General features: G+C 70.1%; 22 protein-coding genes, 1 tRNA gene and 1 pseudogene. 16 read left to right on the top strand and 8 right to left on the bottom strand.

Annotated elements, in window-relative coordinates:
• Window positions 1-19: 19 nt before the first annotated feature.
• The 7 genes from gnd to A8W25_RS16180 all read left to right on the top strand — a co-directional run bounded on the left by gnd (window position 20) and on the right by A8W25_RS16180 (window position 8,656).
• Entirely contained in the window at window positions 20-898 is an 879-nt protein-coding gene (gene gnd / locus A8W25_RS16210) for a phosphogluconate dehydrogenase (NAD(+)-dependent, decarboxylating) (RefSeq protein ID WP_067162137.1), read from the top strand.
• Between the two features lie 43 nt (window positions 899-941).
• A complete protein-coding gene (gene recF, locus A8W25_RS16205; RefSeq protein WP_067162135.1) occupies window positions 942-2,063 on the top strand; it encodes a DNA replication/repair protein RecF in 1,122 nt (373 codons plus the stop codon).
• Window positions 2,060-2,611 carry a DUF721 domain-containing protein gene (locus A8W25_RS16200; protein ID WP_067162133.1) on the top strand — a complete coding sequence of 184 codons (552 nt, stop codon included), beginning with the start codon at window positions 2,060-2,062 and terminating at the stop codon, window positions 2,609-2,611. Before recF ends, A8W25_RS16200 begins: the two co-directional genes overlap by 4 nt.
• 480 nt (window positions 2,612-3,091) lie before the next feature.
• Window positions 3,092-5,155, top strand: coding sequence for a DNA topoisomerase (ATP-hydrolyzing) subunit B (gene gyrB, locus A8W25_RS16195; RefSeq protein WP_067162131.1), 2,064 nt, complete (start codon window positions 3,092-3,094; stop codon window positions 5,153-5,155).
• Window positions 5,156-5,199: 44 nt separating this feature from the next.
• Window positions 5,200-7,812: a DNA gyrase subunit A gene (gene gyrA, locus A8W25_RS16190; protein WP_067162129.1), complete on the top strand. Its 2,613-nt coding sequence runs from the start codon at window positions 5,200-5,202 to the stop codon at window positions 7,810-7,812.
• Between the two features lie 87 nt (window positions 7,813-7,899).
• Window positions 7,900-8,472: a DUF3566 domain-containing protein gene (locus tag A8W25_RS16185; RefSeq protein ID WP_067162127.1), complete on the top strand. Its 573-nt coding sequence runs from the start codon at window positions 7,900-7,902 to the stop codon at window positions 8,470-8,472.
• Window positions 8,473-8,582: 110 nt separating this feature from the next.
• A tRNA-Ile gene (locus tag A8W25_RS16180) sits at window positions 8,583-8,656 on the top strand.
• 209 nt (window positions 8,657-8,865) lie between these two features.
• On the opposite strand, the gene A8W25_RS16175 is transcribed toward A8W25_RS16180, so the two are convergent.
• Window positions 8,866-9,240 (bottom strand): DUF6344 domain-containing protein, encoded by a 375-nt coding sequence (locus A8W25_RS16175; protein WP_067162125.1) that lies wholly within the window; start codon window positions 9,238-9,240, stop codon window positions 8,866-8,868.
• 210 nt (window positions 9,241-9,450) lie between these two features.
• On the opposite strand from A8W25_RS16175, the gene A8W25_RS34930 reads away from it, so the two are divergent.
• From A8W25_RS34930 to A8W25_RS16145, 7 genes and pseudogenes are all read left to right on the top strand, one after another.
• The gene (locus A8W25_RS34930) at window positions 9,451-9,585 is read left to right on the top strand and encodes a DLW-39 family protein (RefSeq protein WP_003958712.1); all 135 of its coding nucleotides are present in this window, start codon (window positions 9,451-9,453) and stop codon (window positions 9,583-9,585) included.
• Between the two features lie 1,251 nt (window positions 9,586-10,836).
• A pseudogene (locus A8W25_RS16165) lies at window positions 10,837-11,232 on the top strand (DUF881 domain-containing protein); the annotation flags it as partial.
• A 34-nt stretch (window positions 11,233-11,266) separates the two neighbouring features.
• Complete coding sequence (locus A8W25_RS16160) at window positions 11,267-11,944, top strand: class E sortase (protein WP_067164119.1); 678 nt, start codon at window positions 11,267-11,269, stop codon at window positions 11,942-11,944.
• 67 nt (window positions 11,945-12,011) lie between these two features.
• Window positions 12,012-12,188 carry a hypothetical protein gene (locus tag A8W25_RS34405; protein ID WP_180357215.1) on the top strand — a complete coding sequence of 59 codons (177 nt, stop codon included), beginning with the start codon at window positions 12,012-12,014 and terminating at the stop codon, window positions 12,186-12,188.
• Window positions 12,185-12,823, top strand: coding sequence for an aminodeoxychorismate/anthranilate synthase component II (locus tag A8W25_RS16155; protein ID WP_067162121.1), 639 nt, complete (start codon window positions 12,185-12,187; stop codon window positions 12,821-12,823). Before A8W25_RS34405 ends, A8W25_RS16155 begins: the two co-directional genes overlap by 4 nt.
• Window positions 12,820-14,001 (top strand): class E sortase, encoded by a 1,182-nt coding sequence (locus tag A8W25_RS16150; RefSeq protein WP_067162120.1) that lies wholly within the window; start codon window positions 12,820-12,822, stop codon window positions 13,999-14,001. Before A8W25_RS16155 ends, A8W25_RS16150 begins: the two co-directional genes overlap by 4 nt.
• A gap of 20 nt (window positions 14,002-14,021) precedes the next feature.
• On the top strand, window positions 14,022-14,756 hold the full coding sequence (locus tag A8W25_RS16145) for a class E sortase (RefSeq protein WP_067162118.1): 735 nt from the start codon (window positions 14,022-14,024) through the stop codon (window positions 14,754-14,756).
• A 90-nt stretch (window positions 14,757-14,846) separates the two neighbouring features.
• Here the strand turns inward: A8W25_RS16145 and pknB are convergent, their stop codons facing one another.
• The 7 genes from pknB to A8W25_RS16110 form a co-directional block, all read right to left on the bottom strand.
• Window positions 14,847-16,844 carry a Stk1 family PASTA domain-containing Ser/Thr kinase gene (gene pknB, locus A8W25_RS16140; protein WP_067162116.1) on the bottom strand — a complete coding sequence of 666 codons (1,998 nt, stop codon included), beginning with the start codon at window positions 16,842-16,844 and terminating at the stop codon, window positions 14,847-14,849.
• Between the two features lie 189 nt (window positions 16,845-17,033).
• On the bottom strand, window positions 17,034-18,488 hold the full coding sequence (locus A8W25_RS16135; protein ID WP_067162114.1) for a peptidoglycan D,D-transpeptidase FtsI family protein: 1,455 nt from the start codon (window positions 18,486-18,488) through the stop codon (window positions 17,034-17,036).
• Window positions 18,485-19,906, bottom strand: coding sequence for an FtsW/RodA/SpoVE family cell cycle protein (locus tag A8W25_RS16130; protein ID WP_067162112.1), 1,422 nt, complete (start codon window positions 19,904-19,906; stop codon window positions 18,485-18,487). Before A8W25_RS16130 ends, A8W25_RS16135 begins: the two co-directional genes overlap by 4 nt.
• Window positions 19,907-19,932: 26 nt before the next feature.
• Window positions 19,933-21,396, bottom strand: a complete 1,464-nt coding sequence (locus A8W25_RS16125; protein WP_067162110.1) for a Stp1/IreP family PP2C-type Ser/Thr phosphatase — start codon at window positions 21,394-21,396, stop codon at window positions 19,933-19,935.
• A gap of 132 nt (window positions 21,397-21,528) precedes the next feature.
• Window positions 21,529-22,062 (bottom strand): FHA domain-containing protein FhaB/FipA, encoded by a 534-nt coding sequence (locus tag A8W25_RS16120; protein ID WP_067162108.1) that lies wholly within the window; start codon window positions 22,060-22,062, stop codon window positions 21,529-21,531.
• A 10-nt stretch (window positions 22,063-22,072) separates the two neighbouring features.
• Window positions 22,073-22,294, bottom strand: coding sequence for an FHA domain-containing protein (locus tag A8W25_RS16115; RefSeq protein ID WP_416069051.1), 222 nt, complete (start codon window positions 22,292-22,294; stop codon window positions 22,073-22,075).
• Window positions 22,227-23,729 carry a glycoside hydrolase family 35 protein gene (locus A8W25_RS16110; RefSeq protein ID WP_199831764.1) on the bottom strand — a complete coding sequence of 501 codons (1,503 nt, stop codon included), beginning with the start codon at window positions 23,727-23,729 and terminating at the stop codon, window positions 22,227-22,229. Before A8W25_RS16110 ends, A8W25_RS16115 begins: the two co-directional genes overlap by 68 nt.
• Before the next feature lie 122 nt (window positions 23,730-23,851).
• Here A8W25_RS16110 and A8W25_RS16105 point away from each other — a divergent pair, with 122 nt between their 5' ends.
• Complete coding sequence (locus A8W25_RS16105; protein WP_067162106.1) at window positions 23,852-24,739, top strand: helix-turn-helix domain-containing protein; 888 nt, start codon at window positions 23,852-23,854, stop codon at window positions 24,737-24,739.
• 11 nt (window positions 24,740-24,750) lie between these two features.
• Window positions 24,751-25,053: a chorismate mutase gene (locus tag A8W25_RS16100; protein WP_067162105.1), complete on the top strand. Its 303-nt coding sequence runs from the start codon at window positions 24,751-24,753 to the stop codon at window positions 25,051-25,053.
• Window positions 25,054-25,127 lie beyond the last annotated feature (74 nt).

The following is a 25,127-nucleotide window of genomic DNA, read 5'->3' as shown; positions in this document are numbered from 1 at the left end:
AACGTCAAAGGATCATGTGATGGAGCTCGGTCTCGTCGGCCTCGGCAAGATGGGCGGCAACATGCGCGAGCGGATTCGCCGCGCAGGCCACACCGTCATCGGTTACGACCGCAACCCGGACGTCGCCGATGTCCACAGCCTCGAAGAGCTTGTGGGCAAGCTCAAGGGCCCGCGCGTGGTCTGGGTGATGGTCCCGGCCGGTGCCGCGACCCAGTCCACGATCGACGAGCTGGCGGAGCTGCTCTCCCCCGGAGACGTGGTCGTCGACGGCGGCAACTCGCGCTGGACGGACGACGAGAAGCACGCCGTCGAGCTGGGCCTCAAGGGCATCGGCTTCGTCGACTGCGGCGTCTCCGGCGGCGTCTGGGGCCTGGAGAACGGCTACGCGCTGATGTACGGCGGCGACGCCGAGAACGTGGCGAAGGTCCAGCCGGTCTTCGACGCGCTCAAGCCCGAGGGCGAGTTCGGCTCGGTCCACGCGGGCAAGGTCGGCGCCGGCCACTTCGCCAAGATGGTCCACAACGGCATCGAGTACGCGATGATGCAGGCGTACGCCGAGGGCTGGGAGCTCCTGGAGAAGGTCGACTCCGTCACCGACGTCCGCGAGGTCTTCCGCAGCTGGCAGGAGGGCACGGTCATCCGTTCCTGGCTGCTGGACCTGGCGGTCAACGCCCTCGACGAGGACGAGCACCTCGACCAGCTGCGTGGCTTCGCCGCGGACTCCGGCGAGGGCCGGTGGACCGTGGAGGCGGCCATCGACAACGCCGTTCCGCTGCCCGCGATCACCGCGTCGCTCTTCGCGCGGTTCGCGTCCCGGCAGGACGACTCCCCGCAGATGAAGATGATCGCGGCGCTGCGCAACCAGTTCGGCGGCCACGCGGTCGAGTCCAAGAAGTAGTCCACAGGCTGTTGGCAGGGCCGGGGGAGGTCGGCGCACCACCATGCACGTCACGCATCTCTCGCTGGCCGACTTCCGCTCGTACGCCCGGGTCGAGGTTCCGCTCGACCCGGGCGTCACCGCGTTCGTGGGGGCCAACGGCCAGGGCAAGACCAACCTTGTCGAGGCGGTCGGCTATCTGGCGACCCTCGGCAGCCACCGGGTCTCCTCGGACGCGCCGCTGGTGCGCGCGGGCGCCGAGCGCGCGGTCATCCGCGCGGCCGTGACCCAGGGCGAGCGCTCCCAGCTGATCGAGCTGGAGCTGAACCCGGGCCGGGCGAACCGGGCCCGTATCAACCGGTCCTCGCAGGTCAGACCGCGTGACGTGCTGGGGATAGTGCGGACCGTGCTCTTCGCGCCGGAGGATCTGGCGCTGGTCAAGGGCGACCCCGGCGAGCGGCGGCGGTTCCTGGACGAGCTGGTCACCGCGCGCTCCCCGCGCATGGCGGCCGTCCGCTCCGACTACGACCGCGTCCTCAAGCAGCGCAACACCCTGCTGAAGTCGGCCGCGATGGCCCGGCGCCATGGCGGCCGCGGCATGGACCTGTCCACACTCGACGTGTGGGACCAGCATCTGGCGCGGGCCGGGGCGGAGCTGCTCGCCCAGCGGCTCGACCTGATCGCGACGCTCCAGCCGCTCGCGGACAAGGCGTACGAGCAGCTGGCGCCCGGCGGCGGTCCGGTGGCCCTGGAGTACAAGCCGTCGGCGCAGGGCGAGGCGAGCACCCGCGAGGATCTGTACGGGCAGCTGATGGCCGCGCTCGCCGAGGTGCGCAAGCAGGAGATCGAGCGCGGGGTGACCCTGATAGGGCCGCACCGCGACGACCTGCTGCTCCAGCTCGGCCGGCTCCCGGCCAAGGGGTACGCGAGCCACGGCGAGTCCTGGTCGTACGCCCTGGCGCTGCGGCTCGCCTCGTACGACCTGCTGAGGGCCGAGGGCAACGAGCCGGTCCTGGTCCTGGACGACGTCTTCGCGGAGCTGGACGCCCGGCGCCGCGAACGGCTGGCGGAGCTGGTGGCCCCGGGCGAGCAGGTGCTGGTGACGGCGGCCGTGGACGACGACGTGCCCGGCGTCCTCGCGGGGGCTCGGTACGAGGTCGCCGCGGGAGAGGTGGCGCGGGTATGAGCGAGCACTCCGGTAACGAGAAGCCGGCGCCCAAGGTTCCCGAGTCCTCCGGCGTCGACCTGGCGCGCGTGGCGCTGCGCGCCGCCAAGGAGCAGGCCAAGGCGCGGGGCGCCGCCGCCCAGCAGAAGAAGCAGGCCCGCCGGGGCGGCGGCCTGCGCTCGGGCGCGCGCGCGGACGGCCGCGACCCGCAGCCGCTGGGCGCCGCGATCAACCGGCTGATCACCGAGCGCGGCTGGGAGACCCCGGCCGCCGTGGGCGGCGTGATGGGCCGCTGGCCGCAGATCGTCGGCGACGACCTGGCCAAGCACTGCGTGCCGCTGCGCTACGACGAGGACCCCGACGAGCGGGTGCTCACGGTGCAGTGCGACTCCACGGCGTGGGCGACGCAGCTGCGCCTGCTCGCGCCCCAGCTGGTGGCCCGGCTCAACGCGGACCTGGGCCACGGCACGGTACGGATGATCAAGGTTCTGGGGCCGGGCGGCCCGCCGACGCGGTACGGGCGCCTGCGGGCCCCGGGGAGCACGGGGCCGGGCGACACGTACGGGTGAGGCGGTGCGAGGCCGCTCCTCGGCCTTGCCCTCACCGACCGTCGCGGTCTCTGTCGCGCGCCCGTACGCGCGCGTGGACGGTGACGCGCAAGGAGCGTGAGCCGAAGCCACGCCCGCGAAGAAGCAGCCCCCCAGGCCCCTCACGGGCGGCCGTCGCGCGCCAGGAAACCGGGCGGTACGGGTGAGGCGTCCCTCACGGTAGCCGGAGGTTGACAGGCCGAAGCGCTGAATGCCCGTGTGAGGCTCTTAGAGCCCCTGCCCGGATATGGGGAGTCGGTAGCCGCCCGCTCAGGGCGGCACATGCGGACTCAGGTACCGGCAAACCCCCATTCATGTCGGCGCTACCGGTAGACTGGTCAATAATCCCGCCCTCCTCGCGGGACCCACCGAATGACGCGGTCGGGTCATGCCTCCACGGCACCCCCCGACGCTGACCATCGCTGAACGACGCAGCTGCTCCTGTCTGCCCAGGGGAAGGCTGTGCTGTGCCAGAAAGGGCGCTTCGTGGCCGATTCCGGCAACCCCAACGAGAACACCCCGTCCGCTGCCGCCGGTGAGAACGGCGAGGTCACCGCCTCGTACGACGCCAGTGCCATCACCGTCCTCGAAGGTCTGGACGCGGTCCGCAAGCGACCTGGCATGTACATCGGCTCGACGGGTGAGCGCGGCCTGCACCACCTGGTGCAGGAGGTCGTCGACAACTCCGTCGACGAGGCCCTCGCCGGCCACGCGGACACGATCGACGTCACGATCCTGCCCGACGGCGGCGTGCGTGTGGTCGACAACGGCCGTGGCATCCCGGTGGACATGCACCCCGTGGAGAAGAAGCCGGCCGTCGAGGTCGTCCTGACCGTGCTGCACGCGGGCGGCAAGTTCGGCGGCGGTGGCTACGCCGTCTCCGGTGGTTTGCACGGTGTCGGCGTCTCCGTGGTGAACGCCCTCTCGACCAAGCTCGCGGTCGACATCAAGCGCGACGGCTACCGCTGGACCCAGGACTACAAGCTCGGTGTCCCCACCGCCCCGCTGGCCAAGCACGAGCAGGTCGAGGAGAGCGGCACCACGGTGACGTTCTGGGCCGACCCGGACGTCTTCGAGACCACCGAGTACTCCTTCGAGACGCTCGCGCGGCGCTTCCAGGAGATGGCCTTCCTCAACAAGGGCCTGACGATCAAGCTCACGGACGAGCGGGAGTCGGCGAAGGCCGTCTCCGGGGCGGACTCGGCCGAGGAGTCGGAAGTCGAGCAGGCGCTCACGGTCTCGTACCACTACGAGGGCGGCATCGTCGACTTCGTGAAGTACCTCAACTCGCGCAAGGGCGAGCTGATCCACCCGACCGTGATCGACGTGGAGGCCGAGGACAAGGAGCGCATGCTCTCGGCCGAGATCGCGATGCAGTGGAACTCTCAGTACAGCGAGGGCGTTTACTCCTTTGCGAACACCATCCACACGCACGAGGGGGGTACGCATGAGGAGGGATTCCGCGCCGCGCTCACGGGCCTGGTCAACCGGTACGCCCGCGACAAGAAGCTGCTGCGCGAGAAGGACGACAACCTCTCCGGCGAGGATATCCGCGAGGGTCTGACGGCGATCATCTCCGTCAAGCTGGGCGAGCCGCAGTTCGAGGGCCAGACCAAGACCAAGCTGGGCAACACCGAGGCGAAGACGTTCGTCCAGAAGGTGGTGCACGAGCACCTGACCGACTGGTTCGACCGCAACCCCAACGAGGCCGCGGACATCATCCGCAAGGCCATCCAGGCGCAGACGGCCCGCGTCGCCGCCCGCAAGGCGCGCGACCTGACCCGCCGCAAGGGGCTGCTGGAAAGCGCCTCCCTGCCCGGCAAGCTCTCCGACTGCCAGTCCAACGACCCGACGAAGTGCGAGATCTTCATCGTCGAGGGTGACTCCGCCGGTGGTTCGGCGAAGTCCGGCCGCAACCCGATGTACCAGGCCATCCTGCCCATCCGAGGCAAGATCCTGAACGTCGAGAAGGCCCGTATCGACAAGATCCTGCAGAACACCGAGGTCCAGGCGCTGATCTCGGCCTTCGGCACCGGAGTCCACGAGGACTTCGACATCGAGAAGCTCCGCTATCACAAGATCATCCTGATGGCGGACGCCGATGTCGACGGCCAGCACATCAACACCCTGCTGCTGACCTTCCTCTTCCGCTTCATGCGGCCGCTGGTCGAGGCCGGGCACGTGTACCTGTCGCGCCCGCCGCTCTACAAGATCAAGTGGGGCCGGGACGACTTCGAGTACGCATACTCGGACCGTGAGCGCGACGCGCTCGTGGAGCTCGGCAAGCAGGCGGGCAAGCGGATCCGCGAGGACTCGATCCAGCGCTTCAAGGGTCTCGGCGAGATGAACGCCGAGGAGCTGCGCGTCACCACGATGGACGTCGAGCACCGCGTCCTGGGCCAGGTCACCCTGGACGACGCGGCCCAGGCCGACGACCTGTTCTCGGTGCTGATGGGCGAGGACGTCGAGGCGCGGCGCTCGTTCATCCAGCGCAACGCCAAGGACGTCCGCTTCCTCGACATCTGAGTCGGTCTGTCGCTGACCGCTTCGAAAGGACTTGAGAACCAGCAATGGCCGACGAGAACACTCCCGCGACCACTGAACCCACCGAGGAAGAACCTGTACTGCGCATCGAGCCCGTCGGGCTCGAGACGGAGATGCAGCGCTCCTACCTCGACTACGCGATGTCCGTCATCGTCTCGCGCGCGCTGCCGGACGTACGGGACGGTCTGAAGCCCGTCCACCGCCGTGTGCTGTACGCGATGTACGACGGCGGCTACCGGCCCGAGAAGGGCTTCTACAAGTGCGCCCGCGTCGTCGGCGACGTCATGGGTACCTACCACCCGCACGGCGACTCCTCGATCTACGACGCCCTCGTGCGCCTCGCCCAGCACTGGTCGATGCGCATGCCGCTGGTGGACTCCAACGGCAACTTCGGTTCCCCGGGCAACGACCCGGCCGCCGCCATGCGGTACACCGAGTGCAAGCTGATGCCGCTGGCCATGGAGATGGTCCGCGACATCGACGAGGAGACCGTCGACTTCCAGGACAACTACGACGGCCGCAACCAGGAGCCGACGGTCCTGCCGGCGCGCTTCCCGAACCTGCTGGTCAACGGCTCGGCGGGGATCGCCGTCGGTATGGCCACCAACATCCCGCCGCACAACCTGCGCGAGGTGGCGGACGGCGCCCAGTGGTTCCTGTCGCACCCCGAGGCCTCGCACGAGGAGCTCCTGGACGCGCTGATCGAGCGCATCAAGGGCCCCGACTTCCCGACCGGCGCCCTCGTGGTCGGCCGCAAGGGCATCGAGGAGGCGTACCGCACCGGGCGCGGCTCGATCACCATGCGCGCGGTGGTCGCGGTCGAGGAGATCCAGAACCGCCAGTGCCTGGTGGTCACGGAACTTCCGTACCAGACCAACCCCGACAACCTGGCGCAGAAGATCGCCGACCTGGTGAAGGACGGCAAGGTCGGCGGCATCGCCGACGTCCGGGACGAGACCAGCTCCCGTACCGGCCAGCGCCTGGTCATCGTGCTCAAGCGCGACGCGGTCGCCAAGGTCGTCCTCAACAACCTGTACAAGCACACCGACCTCCAGACGAACTTCGGCGCCAACATGCTGGCGCTCGTCGACGGCGTGCCGCGCACGCTCTCGCTGGACGCGTTCATCCGCCACTGGGTGACGCACCAGATCGAGGTCATCGTCCGGCGTACCAGGTTCCGGCTGCGCAAGGCCGAGGAGCGGGCCCACATCCTGCGCGGTCTGCTCAAGGCGCTCGACGCCATCGACGAGGTCATCGCGCTGATCCGGCGCAGCGACACCGTCGAGGTCGCGCGCGAGGGCCTGATGGGCCTGCTCTCCATCGACGAGATCCAGGCCAACGCGATCCTGGAGATGCAGCTCCGCCGGCTCGCCGCCCTGGAGCGCCAGAAGATCGTCGCCGAGCACGACGAGCTCCAGGCGAAGATCAACGAGTACAACGCGATCCTCGCCTCGCCCGAGCGCCAGCGCCAGATCATCAGCGAGGAGCTGGCCGCGATCGTCGAGAAGTTCGGCGACGACCGGCGCTCCAAGCTGGTGCCGTTCGACGGTGACATGTCCATCGAGGACCTGATCGCCGAAGAGGACATCGTCGTCACCATCTCCAACGGCGGCTACGTCAAGCGCACCAAGACCGAGGACTACCGGTCGCAGAAGCGCGGCGGCAAGGGCGTACGGGGCACCAAGCTGAAGCAGGACGACATCGTCGACCACTTCTTCGTCTCGACCACGCACCACTGGCTGCTGTTCTTCACCAACAAGGGCCGGGTCTACCGGGCCAAGGCGTACGAGCTGCCGGACGCCGGCCGGGACGCGCGCGGTCAGCACGTGGCGAACCTGCTGGCCTTCCAGCCGGACGAGAAGATCGCCCAGATCCTCGCCGTCCGCGACTACGAGGCGGCGCCCTACCTGGTCCTCGCCACCAAGTCCGGCCTGGTGAAGAAGACATCGCTCAAGGACTACGACTCGCCCCGATCGGGTGGTGTCATCGCCATCAACCTCCGTGAGACGGAGTCCGGCGGCGAGGACGAGCTGATCGGCGCCGAGCTGGTGTCGGCCGAGGACGATCTGCTGCTCATCAGCAAGAAGGCGCAGTCCATCCGCTTCACGGCGACGGACGACGCCCTGCGCCCGATGGGACGCGCCACCTCGGGCGTCAAGGGGATGAGTTTCCGCGAGGGCGACGAGCTGCTCTCGATGAATGTCGTCCGGCCCGGTACTTTCGTGTTCACCGCCACCGACGGCGGGTACGCGAAGCGGACCCCCGTCGACGAGTACCGCGTCCAGGGTCGCGGTGGCCTCGGAATCAAGGCCGCCAAGATCGTTGAGGACCGGGGCTCGCTGGTCGGTGCGCTGGTGGTCGAGGAGACCGATGAAATCCTCGCCATCACGCTCGGCGGTGGTGTGATTCGTACGCGAGTCAACGAGGTCAGGGAGACGGGCCGTGACACCATGGGCGTCCAACTGATCAACCTGGGCAAGCGCGATGCCGTGGTCGGCATCGCTCGTAACGCCGAGGCCGGTCGCGAGGCTGAAGAGGTCGACGGTCCCGAAGGGGCCGAGATCGACGCTGCCGAGGGCGAGTCTGCCGAGGCCGCAGTCGAGGGCATCGAGCCCTCGGCCGGGGAGCACGAGGAGTAAAGCGTGAGTGGAGCCACGGGCGCCGGATCGGCCGCTTCCGGAGCGAACGGTGCCCGTGGCCCTGCCGCGGACTCCCAGGGGGTAACGGTGACCGACACCCGCGGGCCTGAGGCCCGGTCCGACTACGGGGCACTGCCCGGCGAGCGCGAGAAGTCCGGATCGGGCCCCGCGCAGCCGTACCACCCGCCGCAGGCCTACCAGCCGTCCCAGAACGGGACGCAGGGCGGTCAGCAGCGCGGTGGCGGCCCCGCCGTGCGCCGCCCCCGCACGGGGGCGCGTACGACCCCGCGCACCCGCAAGGCGCGGCTGCGGGTGGCCAAGGCCGACCCGTGGTCGGTGATGAAGGTCAGCTTCCTGCTCTCCATCGCGCTGGGCGTGTGCACGGTGGTGGCCTCGGCGGTGCTGTGGATGGTCATGGACGCGATGGGCGTCTTCTCGTCGGTGGGCGGGACCATCAGCGAGGCCACGGGCTCCAACGAGTCCAACGGCTTCGACCTGCAGTCCTTCCTGTCGCTGCCGCGCGTGCTGATCTTCACCTCGGTGATCGCGGTCATCGACGTGGTGCTCGCCACCGCGCTGGCGACGCTCGGCGCGTTCATCTACAACCTCTCGGCCGGTTTCGTGGGCGGCATCGAGCTCACGCTGGCCGAGGACGAGTAAGCGCGGGTTGCCGCAGGTCGGACCGGGGGCGGCCATCGATTTTGGGACTGGCCCCCACGTGCGCTAATCTTCAGAGGTCAGCGCGCGGGGGACACCCCGCAGAGCGCGGCGGGGCTATAGCTCAGTTGGTTAGAGCGCATCCCTGATAAGGATGAGGCCACAGGTTCAAATCCTGTTAGCCCCACAGTGCAGAAGGTCCCCGGACGACATGTCCGGGGACCTTTTCGTTGTGCCGTGGGCTTCGGTGCGCCCTGAGCGGCGGATGTCCGGTGGGCCGGGCCCCGGTGCGGGTCCTTCGCGTACGTACTACGTACGTACGCACACGAAGAAGCCCGGCAACTCGGGGGAGTCGCCGGGCTCGTGGTGCGCGGGCTCGGGCAGAGCCGGGAGGGATCAGGAGGAGGCGGGCGGCGCCTCGTCGGCCAGGGCGGGGGCCTGCGCCGTCTCGTCGGGCGAGGTGGCCTGCGCCCCGTCGCCGCCTTCGTTCTCGTCGTGGGCTCCGGGCAGGTGCCGGGTCGAGGGCGACGACCCGTGGGCCTCGGCGCGGATGCGCTGCTTCATCGTGGGCGGCAGCGCCGAGGCACTGGGCAGGGCCCATCGCACGTTCGGCGTCTCGGGGGCGAGGATGTCGCTCCGGTGGTGCGCGGCGCCCTGCTGCGGTACGGAAGCGGCGGCGGTGGCCTGGCCGGTCAGGCCGAGGGAGGCGAGGAGGGCGACGAGCGCGCCGATGAGTGCGGTCCACCACGTCGTGAGCTTGCTGGTTGCCATGACTTCCTCGCTTCTATGCCGTTCCGGGTTGCCCGATTTGCGTTGTATCTCATGATGTGTACGAGCGGCGGAGAGCGAGGGCGCGACGCACCGTTATGGGCGGATCTTCCGATGAACTGCACTCGGATGGACCATCACCGATTGATATCGATCGGTGTGTATAGTCGGGCGACAGAGGTCCCTTACGTCAAGGAAAGACGAGGTCGCGCGGTGAAGAAGCTCCTCCTGGTCGCACTGGCCGCCATTGGCGGGCTCCTCGTGTACCGCCAGATCCAGGCGGATCGCGCCGAGCAGGACCTGTGGACGGAGGCGACCGACTCCGTGCCCGCAGGTTCGGGTGTGTGAGCCCCACAGAGTCCAGTTGCAGAGCCCCGGCCGCCGACGCGGCCGGGGCTCTGTGCTGTCATGTGCCCGGGGCAGCCGTCCCCACGGGTTCACCTGCGCAAATCAATGGCTTGCAGAAGCAAAATTGAAGGGGGCGCGGCGGCATGACGAACCAGCGTGGGAAGGGCCGGGCCGCGGCCGCCGTGGCCGTGCTGTGCACGCTGGCGGTCCTCCCGGGCCAGGGGGCCCGGGCCGCGAACGGGCCGCAGCCGCACCGCCCGTACCGCGCTGAGGGCTCCTACGGCTACGACCCCCATGCTCGGCCGGTCACCGGAGCGGCGACCGGCCGGGGCGCGCCTCGGTTGGCGGCCGGCACGGTGTACCGGTCGGCCGTCGGGTCCGGCGCGAAGACCTACTACCAGGTCGACCTGGGTGCCACCGGAGACGCCTATGTGTCGGCCGTGGCCGTACCGAACCCGGACACCGAGGTCGCCTACGGCGACGGCATCGAGCTCACGCTCCAGGACCGCGACGGCAACACCTGCGACACCGGCCAGGCCGTCTTCAGCTCTCCCGAGTACCCCAGGCCGATCGCCACGTACGTCTCACGGGGCCTGAACCGCCATCAGACGCCCTGTCAGGCGGCGGGCCCGTACTACGTGTTGGTCCAGCGGATCGGGAAAGCGGCCTCCGCGCCCGGCGAGTGGGGGCTGGAGCTGCGGCACACCAGGGAGCCGCGGCTCACGGCCGACGAGCCGACGACCGCACCCACGCACTGGGCGACCGCCTCGCCGCCCGCGCCCTCCTCGGCGGCGCGCACGGCGCACGGCGGTGCGGGCTTCGCCGACGCGCCCCCGCTGAGCGGCGGCGCCTGGCGCGATGCGCTGCGGCCGGGCACGACGCTGTTCTACCGCGTTCCGGTCGGCTGGGGGCAGCAGGTGTTCGCCACCGCCGAACTGGGCCGTGCCGCCGGGAGCGTCTATGTGGCCAACGCCATCGACGTGCGCCTCTACAACCCGGCGCTCGGCCCGGTCGCGGACGTGTACACGGGGTACGACGGGAAGCCCGCGACCGTCTTCTTCCAGCCGTTCCCGCCAGTGGCGTACAAGAACCGCCACTCCACCTCGGACTCGGTCGGCGCGCTGCGCTTCGGGGGCGACTACTACCTGGCGGTCAGCCTCAGCCCCCAGCTCGCCCGGACGGGGACGTACCCCGTGACGCTCCGGGTGGGCGTGCGGGGCAAGGCGGGGCCCGCGCCCGCGTACGAGGGGGCCGCGCCCGACTTCGCGGCCCGGCTACCCGCCCCCGCAGCCCAACGACCTGGTCATCCACCAGCAGGACCTCCAGGCCGTGGTCAACGCGCTGTGGCAGGGCGGCGCCCAGGGCATCCAGGTCATGGACCAGCGGCTCATCTCCACCAGCGCCGTGCGCTGCGTCGGCAACACCCTGATCCTCCAGGGCCGCGTCTACTCGCCCCCGTACAAGGTCACCGCGGTCGGTGATCCCGGGAAGCTGCGCCGGGCGCTCGCCGACTCCCCGGCGATCCAGAACTACCAGCTGTATGTGAAGGCGTACGGGCTGGGCTGGAAAGTCGACGAGCACAAGGCGGTGACTCTGCCCGGCTACTCGGGCACAGTGGATCTCCACTACGCGAAGCCGGTGGGATAGCGCGGGAGGGGGCGGCCCGGTGCCTGTGGTCTCGGTGCGGCTGGTCGTCAGGACGTTCAGCGAGCTGTGCATCACCATCGGCGCCCTGATCGTCCTCTTCGTCGCGTACGTCCTGTACTGGACCGGGGTGAAGGCCGACAGCGCCGCCGACAGCCAGATATCCGAGCTGCACCACCAGTGGGCGCGCACCCCCGCCGCGAGCGCGCCCGAGCCGGTCGCGCCGCCCGCCCCCGCCCCGTACACCGCGGGCAAGTCCTTCGCGGTCATGTACATCCCCAGGCTGGGCGGGGACTGGCACAAGCCCGTGCTGGAGGGGACCGGGGTCAAGGACCTCCAGAAGGGCCTCGGGCACTACGCCACCACCACACGGCTCGGGCAGCCGGGCAACTTCTCGGTGGCCGGGCACCGGCGCACCTACGGCGACCCGTTCAAGGACTTCCCCGAGCTGCGGCCCGGCGACGCGGTGGTGCTCACCGACGGGACGACCTGGTTCACCTACCGCCTCGACAACAAGCCCTACCGGACCGTGCCGAGCGATGTGGGGGTCATCGACCCGGTCCCCGCCAAGTCGCCGTTCCGCTCCCCCGGCCGCTATCTGACCCTCACCACCTGCGATCCCGAGTGGGGCAGCAGCCACCGGCTGATCGCCTGGGCCCACCTCGACTCCACCCTGCCCGTGGCCCGGGGCAAGCCCCGGGCTTTGACCGGCTGAGCCCCTGTCGACAGCGCCGACCCTTAGTCTGGTGCGGTAACGATCGTCGGAAGGGACAGCGGACAGCATGTACGGCTGGATCTGGCGGCATCTGCCGGGCAACGCGTGGGTACGGGCGTTCACTTCGCTCGTACTGGTACTGGCGATTGTCTATGTGCTCTTCCAGTACATCTTCCCGTGGGCGGAGCCGCTGCTGCCGTTCAACGATGTCACCGTCGACCAGGGCAGAGGAGCGACCCGATGAGCGCACGCGTTCTCGTCGTGGACAACTACGACAGCTTTGTCTTCAACCTGGTCCAGTACCTGTACCAGCTGGGCGCGGAGTGCGAGGTGGTACGCAACGACGAGGTGTCCCTGGAGCACGCGCAGGACGGTTTCGACGGCGTGCTGCTCTCGCCCGGCCCGGGCGCGCCGGAGCAGGCCGGTGTCTGCGTCGACATGGTGCGCCACTGCGCGGCGACCGGGGTGCCGGTCTTCGGCGTCTGCCTCGGCATGCAGTCGATGATGGTCGCGTACGGGGGCGTGGTCGACCGGGCGCCCGAGCTGCTGCACGGCAAGACCTCGCCGGTCCTGCACGACGGCGTCGGCGTCTTCCAGGGGCTGCCCTCGCCGTTCACCGCCACCCGGTACCACTCGCTGGCCGCCGAGCCCGCCACGCTCCCCGCGGAGCTGGAGGTCACCGCCCGGACGGCCGACGGGATCGTGATGGGGCTGCGCCACCGGGAACTGCCCGTGGAGGGCGTCCAGTTCCACCCCGAGTCGGTCCTGACCGAACACGGCCATCTGATGCTCGCCAACTGGCTGGTGCGGTGCGGGGACAAGGGAGCCGTCGAGCGGTCGGCAGGCCTGGCACCGGTGGTGGGCAAGGCCGCGGCGTGACGGCCGTCCGGCCCGAGCACGAATACGACCCGCTGACGGACCCCCTCCCGGCGGGCGGTCACGGGTCGCCGTGGTTCAGGGCGGACAACATCCCGCAGGAGCAGGTCCAGGCCGAGCCCCAGGTCCAGGTGCCGGGCGGCGACCCCTACGCGCGCGTGGACGCCTACGCGCGCGTGGCGGAAGCGGCGGCCCCGCCCGTGCGGGAGTGGTACGCGGAGCCCGCCGCGGACCCCGTACCGGAGCCCCTGCCGCAGCCCGGACCGGTGCCCGGGACCGTGTTCGAGCCCGAGCCCGGTCCCGACGAGGTCTCCTTCGACGACGCCACCATGGCGCTCAAGCGAATAGCGGAGACGCCCGCGCCCCCCACCGGCGGCCGGGCCGAGCGGCGCCGGGCCGCCAAGGCGCGCGGACACCGGGCCTCGGCCGCCTCCGCGCCCGCCGAGCCGGCGAAGACCGGGCGTCCGCCGACCCGCGCCGAGGCGCGCCGCGCCGCCAAGGCCCGCAAGGACAGCGCGGCCGTGGTGGCCAGCCGGATCATCGGCGAACTGTTCATCACGCTCGGCGTGGTGATGCTCCTGTTCGTCACGTACCAGCTGTGGTGGACCAACATCCGCGCCCATCAGCAGGCGGGCAGCGAGGCGAAGAAGATCACCCACGACTGGGCCAGCGGCAAGAAGGCCCCCGGTGTGTTCGCGCCCGGCAAGGGCTTCGCCATCATGCACATCCCCAAGCTGGACGTGGTCGTCCCCGTCGCCGAGGGCACCAACAAGCACAAGGTCCTCGACAAGGGCATGGTCGGCCACTACGGCCAGGGCAGTCTGAAGACCGCGATGCCGGGGGACAGGACGGGCAACTTCGCGGTCGCCGGGCACCGCAACACGCACGGCGAGCCCTTCCGCTACATCAACCGGCTCAAGCCGGGCGATCTGGTGATCGTGGAGACCCAGCAGGCGTACTACACGTACGCGATCACCGGCATGCTCCCGTCGACCAGCCCCAAGAACGTCTCGGTGCTCAAGCCGATCCCGGTCGGCGCGGGGTTCACCCGGCCGGGCCGCTACTTGACGCTGACGACCTGCACCCCCGAGTTCACGAGTACGTACCGAATGATCGTGTGGGGCAAGATGGTCGACGAACGACCGCGCAGCAAGGGCTTGCCCGAAGCGCTCGCCGGCTGACGGAACGACAGACAGGTGCGGTGGAGTTGAGGACCGAGCACGACGAGCAGCAGACCGAGGCCCCCGTCCCGCCGCGACCGCGCCGCCGCGGTGTGGTCGCCGGGGTCGTCAGCGTCATCGGCGAGCTGCTGATCACGGCCGGGCTGGTGCTCGGCCTCTTCGTCGTCTACTCGCTGTGGTGGACCAACGTCATAGCGGACCGCGAGGCCGCCAAGCAGAGCAAGGACGTGCGCCGGGACTGGGCGAACAGCGGCCCCGGCGCCCTCGACACCAAGGGCGGCATCGGCTTCCTGCACGTACCCGCCATGAGGAACGGCGAGGTGCTGGTCAAGCGGGGCACCGACACCAAGGTGCTCAACGGCGGCGTGGCGGGCTACTACACCGACCCGCTGAAGGCGGTCCTGCCCGCGAGCGGCACCAAGGGCAACTTCACGCTGGCCGCGCACCGCGACGGCCACGGCGCGAAGTTCCACAACATCGACAGGATAAGGACCGGCGATCCGATCGTCTTCGAGACGAAGGACACCTGGTACGTCTACAAGACGTTCGCCGAGCTCAAGGAGACGTCGAAGTACAACGTCGACGTCCTGCAGCCGGTGCCGAAGGAGTCGGGCGCCAAGAAGCCGGGCCGCTACATCACGCTGACGACGTGCACGCCCGTCTACACCTCCGACTACCGCTACATCGTGTGGGGTGAGCTGGTGCGCACCCAGAAGGTCGACGAGAAGCGCACCAAGCCCGTGGAGCTGCGCTAGAGCCCCCTGGCCGCCTCTGGGCAGCCGTGTACGTACGGAAGAGCCCCGGCCCCCTGTGAAGGGGACCGGGGCTTCGCGCTGTGCCGGTGGTCAGCCGCCGGACGGGCCGCCGAACGGGAAGTTCCCGCCGCCGTCCTGGTTGCCGCCCCCGCCGATCGTCGTCAGGACGATCGCCGTGGTGGTCGGGTCGGACGGCGTGTTGGCCGGCGGGGTCTGCGAGGTGACCCGCGCCTTCTCGTCGCTGGAGCTGCCCGGCGCGAACTGGATGTTGCTGAATCCGGCCGCGTTGAGCATCTCGGTCGCCTGCTTGACCGTCTTGCCGAACACGTTCGGCACGGGGACCTGCGTGGGCGTCTGCGGGCCCTTGGAGACCTTCAGGACGATCTGGACGTCCTTGGTCTGGTTGGTGTTGCCCTTGGGCGTCTGGTCGACGACCTGGTTGGCGGGCTTTTCCGAGTCGACGTCCTGGCGGGAGACATTGGTGAAGCCGAGCGTGTTGAGCTGGGCCACCGCCGCGGTGTAGTCGGTGTTCGTGACGTCGGGGATCTTGGACGTCTTCTTCTTGGCGATGGAGAGCGTGACCTCGGAGCCCTTCTCGGCCTGCTGGCCGCCCTTGGGGTCCTGGCTCACGACCGTGCCCTCCTCGGACTCGGACTCGACCGTGGTCGTCTTCACGGTGAAGCCCTTGTCCTGGAGGAGCTGGCTCGCGTTGTCCTTCTTCTTCTCCGTGACGTCCGGGACCTCGACCTTGGGCGCGCCGGTGGAGACGACGACCGTGACGGCGTCGCCCTTCTTCAGCTTGCCGCTGGTCGGGCTCTGGCTGCAGACGCTGCCCTTGGGCTGGTCGGCGCAGGGCTCGGTCTTGGACACGGTGAGCTTGAGGCCGACGTTCGCCGTCAGGGTCTCGGCGGACTTCTGGGTCTCGCCGACCAGCTGCGGCACCGGCACCTGGCCGCTGTCGCCGTTGCCGCCGAAGACCGACTTGCCGATCAGGATCGCGCCGACGAGCACCAGCACACCGGCGAGGACCAGCAGGATCGTCGAGGTGTGGGACTTCTTCTGGCGGCGGCGGTCGGGGCGGTCGTCGTAGCCGTAGCCGTCGTCCGGGTTGACCGGGGGCAGCATCGACGTCTGGCCCGCCGCGTCCGCGGGACGCAGCGCGGCCGTCGGCTGGTCCTGCGGGCCCGAGGTGTAGGCGTCGTAGCCGCCGTAGCCGACCGCGCCCATGGCGGCGGTCGCGGCGACCGGCTGGCCGTCGAGGCAGGCCTCGATGTCGGCGCGCATCTCGTCGGCCGACTGGTAGCGGTAGTCCGGGTCCTTGACCAGCGCCTTCAGGACGATGGCGTCCATCTCGGGCGTGATCTCGGGGTCGAAGTTGCTCGGCGGCTGCGGCTCTTCCCGTACGTGCTGGTAGGCGACCGCGACCGGCGAGTCGCCGACGAACGGCGGCCGGACGGTCAGCAGCTCATACAGGAGGCAGCCCGTCGAATACAGGTCGGAGCGGGCGTCGACCTGCTCGCCCTTGGCCTGCTCCGGCGAGAGGTACTGGGCGGTGCCGATGACGGCCGCGGTCTGCGTCATCGTCATACCGGAGTCGCCCATGGCCCGCGCGATGCCGAAGTCCATGACCTTGACCTGGCCGGTGCGCGTCAGCATGACGTTCGCCGGCTTGATGTCGCGGTGGACGATGCCGGCGCGGTGGGAGTACTCCAGGGCCTGGAGGATGCCGACCGTCATCTCCAGCGTGCGCTCGGGCAGCAGCTTGCGCCCGGAGTGAAGCAGCTCACGCAGGGTGGAGCCGTCGACGTACTCCATGACGATGTACGGAATGGAGATGTTGTCGACATAGTCCTCGCCGGTGTCGTAGACAGCGACGATCGCCGGGTGGTTGAGCGAGGCGGCGGACTGGGCCTCACGGCGGAACCGGGCCTGGAAGGACGGGTCGCGGGCGAGGTCGGCCCGCAGCGTCTTCACGGCGACAGTGCGGCCGAGCCGGGTGTCGTGCGCGAGGTAGACCTCCGCCATGCCACCACGGCCGAGCACCTGGCCCAGCTCGTACCGGCCGCCGAGGCGACGCGGCTCTTCCATAACGTTCCAGCCCTCTCCGTCAGTCCCGACCGCACCCGTGTGTGTGGTCCGGCGGTGTGCTGTTCGCGCATACGCTACCGGGCACCGGAAGCGGATCCGTCCGCGACCGTCAGCTGATACCGGACCGGTACAGGGCGCGAGAGACGTTTCACGTGAAACGAGGACTGTTTCACGTGAAACGTCCCGGGGTCACTTCTTGAGCACCGCCTTCATCACAGCCTTCGCGATGGGAGCGGCCAGACCGCCACCGGAGATGTCGCCGCGGTGCGCCTCGCCGTCCTCGACGACCACGGCGACGGCGACCGGGGAGCCCTGGTCGGTCTTGGCGTACGAGATGAACCAGGCGTACGGCTTCTCGCTGTTGTTGAGGCCGTGCTGGGCGGTACCGGTCTTGCCGCCGACGGTGACGCCGTCGATGGCACCCTTCTTGCCCGTGCCGTCCGTGACGACGTTCTCCATCAGCGCCTGGACCTTCTGGGCGTTGGCCGCCGACAGCGGCTGGCTCATCTTCTCCGGCTGGGTCTTGGAGAGGACGTCGAGGTTCGGTGCCTGGAGCTGGTCGACCATGTACGGCTTCATCAGCTTGCCGTCGTTGGCGACGGCGGCGGCGACCATGGCCATCTGGAGCGGGGTGGCGCGGTTGGAGGCCTGGCCGATGCCGGCCATCGCGTTCTGCGGCCGGTTGTCCTTGGGGTAGACGCTGGCGTCGGCCCGGACGGGGGTGAAGACCTCGTCGTTGAAGCCGAACTTGTTGGCCTCGTCGATCATCTTCTGGTTGCCGAGGTCATCGCTGATCTTGCCGAAGACGGTGTTGCAGGACCACTGGAGCGCCACCTTGAGGGTGGCGTTCTCGCAGGGGATGGTCCCCTCGTTCTTCAGCGGGGTCGTCGACTGCGGCAGCTGGTACGGCAGCGGCGAGCGGGTCGGCTCGTCGATGCTGGAGTACAGCCCGTTCTCCAGCGCCGCCGAGGCGGTGACCACCTTGAACGTGGAGCCCGGCGGGTAGGTCTCGCGCAGCGCCCGGTTCAGCATGGGCTTGTCTTTGTCGCTGAGCAGCTTCTGGCGGGCCTCGGAGTCCGTCTTGGTGTTGCCCGCGAAGACCGAAGGGTCGTACGACGGCGTCGAGGCCAGCGCCAGGATCGCGCCGGTGCGCGGGTCGATCGCGGCGACCGCGCCCTTCTTGTCGCCGAGGCCCTCGAAGGCGGCCTTCTGGGCGGCGCTGTTGAGGGTGGTGACGACGTTGCCGCCCTGCTTCTTCTCACCGGTGAACATCGAGAGCGTCCGGTCGAAGAAGAGCCGGTCGTCGTTGCCCGAGAGGATCTTGTCCTCGATGTTCTCCAGCTGCGAGGAGTCGAAGGCCTGCGAGTTGTACCCGGTCACCGGCGACCACAGGGCGCCGTTGTTCCAGGTCCGCTTGAACTTGTAGTCGCTGCCCGAGGTCTCCTTGGACGCGGTCATCGGCTGGCCGTCGGCCGTGATGATGTTGCCGCGCTCATGGGCGAACCGCTCGATCTGGACCCGGCGGTTGTACTTGTGCGCGTTCAGTTCGTCGGCGCGCACGTACTGGAGCCAGTTGTCGCGGATCATCAGGGCCATGATCAGCAGCCCGCAGAAGATCGCGATCCGTCGCAGGGGCTTGTTCACGGTCGGACCACCTGGGTCATCTCGGCGTCGGGGGACGGGGCAGGGGCGGGCGCCGGGCGCCGGGCGGTGTCGCTGATGCGGATCAGGATGCCGATCAGCGCCCAGTTGGCGATGACCGAGGAGCCGCCCTGTGCGAGGAACGGCATGGTCATACCGGTCAGCGGAATGAGACCCATCACACCGCCGGCGACGACGAAGACCTGGAGCGCGAACGCGCCCGAGAGGCCGATCGCCAGCAGCTTGCCGAACGGGTCGCGGGCGGCGAGCGCGGTGCGCACGCCCCGCTCCACGATCAAGCCGTAGATCAGCAGGATCGCCATCATCCCGGCCAGCCCCAGCTCCTCACCGACGGTGGAGAGGATGAAGTCGGCGTTGGCGGCGAAGCCGATCAGGTCGGAGTTGCCCTGGCCCAGGCCCGTGCCGAGCGTGCCACCGGAGCCGAACGACATGATCGCCTGGCCGATCTGCTCGCAGGCGCCGGTCTTGTCGGTCTTGTAGCAGGCGAAGGGGTCGAGCCAGGCGTTCACCCGGGACTGCACGTGCGGCTCGAAGGAGGCCACGGCGACCGCGCCGGCCGCCGACATCAGCAGACCGAAGACGATCCAGCTGGTGCGCTCGGTGGCCACGTACAGCATGATCACGAAGAGGCCGAAGAAGAGCAGCGAGGTGCCCAGGTCGGTCTCGAAGACCAGGATGAGGATCGAGACGCCCCACACCACGAGGATCGGACCGAGGTCACGGCCGCGCGGCAGGTACAGGCCCATGAAACGGCGGCTGGCGAGCGCCAGCGCGTCCCGCTTGACCATCAGGTAGCCGGAGAAGAACACCGCGATGATGATCTTCGCGAACTCGCCGGGCTGGATCGTGCCCAGACCGGGGATGGAGATCCAGATCTTGGCGCCGTTCACCGCGGGGAAGAACATCGGCAGGATCAGCAGGAACAGCGCGAACGCCATCGAGATGTACGTGTAGCGCTGGAGGATCCGGTGGTCCTTGAGGAGCATGAGCACGCCGATGAACAGCGCCACGCCGATCGCCGTGTACAGCATCTGCTTGGGCGCGTCCGGGTGGAAGGCACCGAAGGCGCTCTTGGCTCTCTGGATCAGACGCGGTGACTGGTCCAGGCGCCAGATCATCACCAGGCCCAGCCCGTTCAGCAGCGTCGCCAGCGGCAGCAGCAGCGGGTCCGCGTACGGGGCGAACTTGCGCACCACGAGGTGCCCGACGGCCGCGAGGAGCCCGAGGCCCAGCCCGTAACCGAGCATGCCGGAAGGCAGTTTGCCGGTCATGGCCAAGCCCACGTTGGCGTACGCGAACACCGGGATGGCGACGGCGAAGACGAGCAGCGCGAGCTCGGTGTTGCGACGGCTCGGTGCGTCGATCGCGCCGATGGTGGTCGTGTTGGTGACAACGCTCATGGTGTGGAAAGGCCCCCTACGGCTGCCTACTGCTTACCGCACTGCGGGACCAGCTTCTGCTCTTCCTCCGAGAGGCTGGGGCCGGGCGTGGGAGTGGCGGTGGTCTTGGTGGAACCGGTCTTGCCGGGCGACGGGGAGGCCGTCGTACCGGTCTTCGGCGGGTTCTGGCTCTCGGCGGCGCGCCGCTGCTCGTCCTTCTTGCACGCCGACGCCTGGGTGGACAGTTCGGTGATCTTGGCCTGGGCCTTGGTGAGGCTGCTCTCGGCGATCGTCGCCTCGACCTGCTTGCGCTGGTACGGCGGCAGGTACTTGAGTTCGATCTCGGGGTGGTCGGTCTCCACCTTCGACAGCTTCACCCAGGCCAGGTCCTGGCTGATGCCCTGGTAGAGCGCGACGTGCTCGTCCTTGGAGCCGACGAAGTACTGGGTCTGCGTCCAGCGGTAGCCGCCGTAGAGACCGCCGCCGATCACGGCCAGGGCGAGCACGATGTAGGCGGATCTCTTCAGCCACTTGCCGCGCCGCGGCTTGACGAAGTCCTCGTCCGTGTAGGCGCCGAAGGAGCCCTCGGGCGGGGCGCCGTAGCCGCTCTCGTCACCGCTGCCGGGCGGGCCGAAGCCACCCTGCGGCGGTGCCTGACGGCCGAGCCCCGAGGCACGGCCGGCCGGGGTCTGCATCGCCCCGTCGTCGTTGAGCTGGAGCTGGTTCTCGGCGACCGCGCCCACGATCACCGGGATGTCGCTGAGCTGGCCGGCCAGCGTGTCACCGGAGTCGACGTCCAGGACGTCGGCGATGATCACCGTGATGTTGTCCGGGCCGCCGCCGCGCAGCGCGAGCTGGATCAGCTCCTGCACCGTCTCCTGCGGGCCCTGGTAGCTGGCGAGGGTGTCCTCCATCGTCTGGTGGGACACCACCCCCGACAGGCCGTCGGAGCAGATCAGATAGCGGTCGCCCGCCCGCACCTCGCGGATCGACAGGTCCGGCTCGACGTGGTCGCCGCTGCCCAGCGCGCGCATCAGCAGCGAGCGCTGCGGATGCGTCGTCGCCTCCTCCTCGGTGATGCGGCCCTCGTCCACCAGCCGCTGCACCCAGGTGTGGTCCTGTGTGATCTGGGTGAGCACGCCGTCGCGCAGCAGATACGCGCGCGAGTCGCCCACGTGCACCAGGCCCAGGCGCTGGCCCGTCCACAGCAGAGCGGTGAGCGTGGTGCCCATCCCCTCCAGCTGGGGGTCCTCCTCGACCATCATGCGCAGCTGGTCGTTGGCGCGCTGCACCGCCGTACCCAGCGACGTGAGGATGTCGGAGCCGGGCACGTCGTCGTCGAGCGTGACCAGGGTGGAGATCACCTCGGAGGAGGCGACCTCACCGGCGGCCTGGCCGCCCATGCCGTCGGCGATGGCGAGGAGACGGGGACCGGCGTAACCGGAGTCCTCGTTGCCCTCGCGGATCATGCCCTTGTGCGATCCGGCGGCGAAGCGCAGGGAGAGACTCATGCCCACCTCGCCCGTCGGCTCGGGGTACAGCCGGTCATGTCGAGCCACACTGCCCACCCTCCGGTCGGGAGCCCGTCCCGGTCCGTCGTCCGGACCGCCGCGGCTCGCTCGCTCCGCTCGCTCATTGTCGTACTACTTCCGCAGCTCGATGACGGTCTTGCCGATGCGGATCGGCGCGCCCAGCGGAATCGGGGTCGGGGTGGTGAGCCGCGTCCGGTCCAGGTAGGTGCCGTTGGTGGAACCGAGGTCCTCGACGATCCAGTTGCCGTCGCGGTCCGGGTAGATCCTGGCATGCCGGCTCGACGCGTAGTCGTCGTCGAGGACGATCGTCGAGTCGTGCGCCCGTCCCAGCGTGATGGTCTGCCCCTGGAGCGCCACCGTCGTGCCGGTGAGAGTGCCCTCGGACACCACCAGCTTGGTGGGCGCGCCCCGGCGCTGGCGGCCGCCGGACGGCGGGGCCTGCTGGCCGCGCTGCTGCGGCGGCGCGGCAGCGGCGGCCTGCCGGCCGGTCTGCTGGCGGCCCGTGTCCCCGCCCCGGCGCGAACCGCGCTGGGTGACACGCGTGCCGAACAGGTCGCTGCGGATGACCTGGACGGCCACGATGACGAACAGCCACAGTACGGCGAGGAAACCCAACCGCATGACCGTGAGGGTCAGCTCTGACATTGCCCCCGCTTCACCCTTCGGCTTGCCGGTAAACGATGGTGGTGCTGCCCACGACGATCCGCGAGCCGTCGCGGAGCGTAGCGCGGGTGGTGTGCTGCCCGTCCACCACGATGCCGTTGGTGGACCCGAGATCCTGGATCGTCGAGGGCGTTCCGGTCCGGATCTCACAGTGCCGGCGCGAGACGCCGGGGTCGTCGATCCGCACATCGGCGTCGGTGCTGCGACCCAGCACCAGCGTCGGGCGGGAGATCTGGTGGCGGGTGCCGTTGATCTCGATCCAGCGCCGCACCTGGGAGCCCGGCATGGGGCCGGGAGCCGTCGGGCGGCGGTCCGCGCCGGGGCGGCCGGGGCCGCCGGGGCCCCGCCACCGGCTCCGGCAGCACCGCCTCGTCCTCGGTGAGCACCCCGGCCCGCACCCCGTCGACGTATACGACCGCCCGGTCCCGCAGACCGAGCACCCGCAGTGGATACGGCTGCCGGGGCCCGGGCACCTCGAACCGGTAGCGCACCACGCCCCGGTCCACGTCCAGCTCCTCGAACGTCGGCGGCGTCGCGTACACCTCCTCCGCCGACCCCAGCGCCTCCAGTACGTCCTCGGCCGCCACCCACTGGGTCAGCGGCACGGTGACGGGCGCGCCCAGCGCCGCGGGCGCGGGCGGCGGCTTTGGCAGCGGGCCCCGGGCGTACTTCGCCAGCACCTCGCGGAACGCCCAGAACTTCGGCGTCGGGCGGCCGTACTCGTCGATGGGCGCGTCGTAGTCGTAGGACGTGACATCCGGCCGAAGGACGCCGAGGTGCTCCTCGCCGTCCCGGTTGGCGCCCGACCACCCGGCGAAGCTGGTGCCGCCGTGCGCCATGTAGAGGTTGACGGAGGCGCCGCACTCCAGGATCTCGTGCAGCACCCCGGCCGCCTCGTCCGCGTCCCGCGCCACCGGCTCCGCACCCCAGTGCTCGAACCAGCCGCACCAGAACTCCATGCACATCAGCGGCCCCTCGGGGCGGTGGCGGCGCAGCGCCTCGAAGCCCTCACGGGCGTTCGAGCCGAAGTTCGCCGTGGCGAGCACGCCCGGCACGCAGCCGCCGCTGAGCATATGGTCCTCGGGGCCGTCGGAGGTGAACAGCGGCACGCTCACGCCCAGTTCGCCGAGCAGGTCCGCGAGCGCCCGCAGATACACCCGGTCCGAGCCGTAGCTGCCGTACTCGTTCTCCACCTGCACCATCACCACCGGGCCGCCCCGGTCGATCTGGCGGGCCACGACCTGCGGCAGCAGCGCCCGGAACCAGCGCTCCACATGTCCCAGGTACTCCGCGTCCCGGGTGCGCACCCGCGTCCCGAGCGCCCCCGTCAGCCAGTGCGGAAGCCCGCCGTTCTCCCACTCGGCGCAGATGTACGGGCCGGGGCGCACGATCGCCCACAGTCCGGCCGCGCCCGCCGCGTCCAGGAACCGGCCGAGCGCCGCCACGTCCCGGTGGCGGCCCGGGGCCGGCTCGTGCAGGTTCCACGGAACGTACGTCTCGACGCAGTTCAGCCCCATCGCCCGCAGCATCGCGAGCCGGTGGCCCCACTGGGACTCGTGCACCCGGAAGTAGTGCAGCGCCCCCGACAGCAGCCGTACCGGCCGCCCGTCCAGCAGAAAGTCCTTCTCACCCACGGTGAAGTCGGCCACGGCCCGCCCCCGTCTCTCGTTCTCCCACCGCCGCCACTCTCGCCCCTGGCGCGGGCGCGGGTCCATGGACAAAGATCGGCGCTGATTGGACGCAAAGGGGGACGGGAGGCGGTGGAACCGGCATGTACCACACCTGGATGCGCTATTTCACGCCGAGCCAGGTCCACCACCGGCTCGGCCTGGTCTGCCTGGGCGTCGGGATGCAGCACGGCGCGCTGCCCACGGTCGGACCGCGCACCCTGGACCACCACGTCGCCGTGGTGATCGGCGCGGGCGGCGGCTGGTTCAAGGGAGCGGACGGGCGGCGGGTCACCGTCACCGCGCCCGCGCTGATCTGGCTCACCCCGGGCGTGCCGCACCACTACGGGCCCGACCCGGCCACCGGCTGGGACGAGTCGTTCGTCGACTTCACCGGGCCCGCGACCGCCACCTACACCGAACTCGGCTACATCGAGCCCGAGCGGCCCGTCGTGCCGCTCGCCGACACGGCGGGCGCCCGGGCCGCCGTCGGCCGGATCGCGCGGGCGGCCCGCCGGGGCAACCCGCTCCTGGAGGTCGAGACGGGCGCCGCCGTCCATGAACTCCTCGTCGCCCTGCGCCGCGCCCGCGCCGATCTCGCGCCCGACGGCGACCCGGTCCTGCAGGCACTGGCCCGCGACGCCTTCCAGCCGCTGTCGGTGGCCGAGCACGCCGCCCGGCACGGCATGACCCCCGCGGAGCTGCGCACGGCGGTGCGCCGGGGCGCGGGGTGCAGCCCCAAGGACTACCTCCTGGGCATCCGGCTCGGCCGGGCCAAGGAACTGCTCGCCGCCACCGAGCTGCCGGTCGCCGCCGTGGCCCGCCGGGTGGGCTACGACGACCCCGCCTACTTCTCCCGCCTGTTCACCCGGCGTGTCGGCACCGCCCCGGTCCGCTTCCGCGAGCAGCAGGGCCGGGCCGTCCCCGGCGGCTGGAGCAGCCGGATCCCGGATCCTGAACACCCTCCGACGATCCCGGGCGCGGCCACGTAAGCTCGACGACCATGACCACGATCGACCCCTCCGTGCAGGCGGAGCTCGCCCGGCTCCGGGACAGCATCGACAACATCGACGCGGCCGTCGTCCATATGCTCGCCGAGCGCTTCAAATGCACCCAGCAGGTCGGCCACCTCAAGGCCGAGCACAAGCTGCCGCCGGCCGACCCGGCCCGCGAGTCCGAGCAGATCGAACGGCTGCGCCGCCTCGCGGAGAGCGCCAAGCTGGACCCGGCCTTCGCCGAGAAGCTCCTGAACTTCATCATCGCGGAGGTGATCAGGCACCACGAGACGATCGCCAAGTCGTCCTGAGCCGCCCCGCGCACGGGTGCCGCGTGCGCTGAGAGCGCAACGCAATCCCGGTGTGCGGACGGGGGCGCATCGGG

It is taken from the genome of Streptomyces sp. ERV7 (assembly GCF_001653515.1).
Classification (GTDB): domain Bacteria; phylum Actinomycetota; class Actinomycetes; order Streptomycetales; family Streptomycetaceae; genus Streptomyces.
Note: the sequence above shows the minus strand (reverse complement) of the source record. Positions and strands in the feature narration are given on the sequence as shown.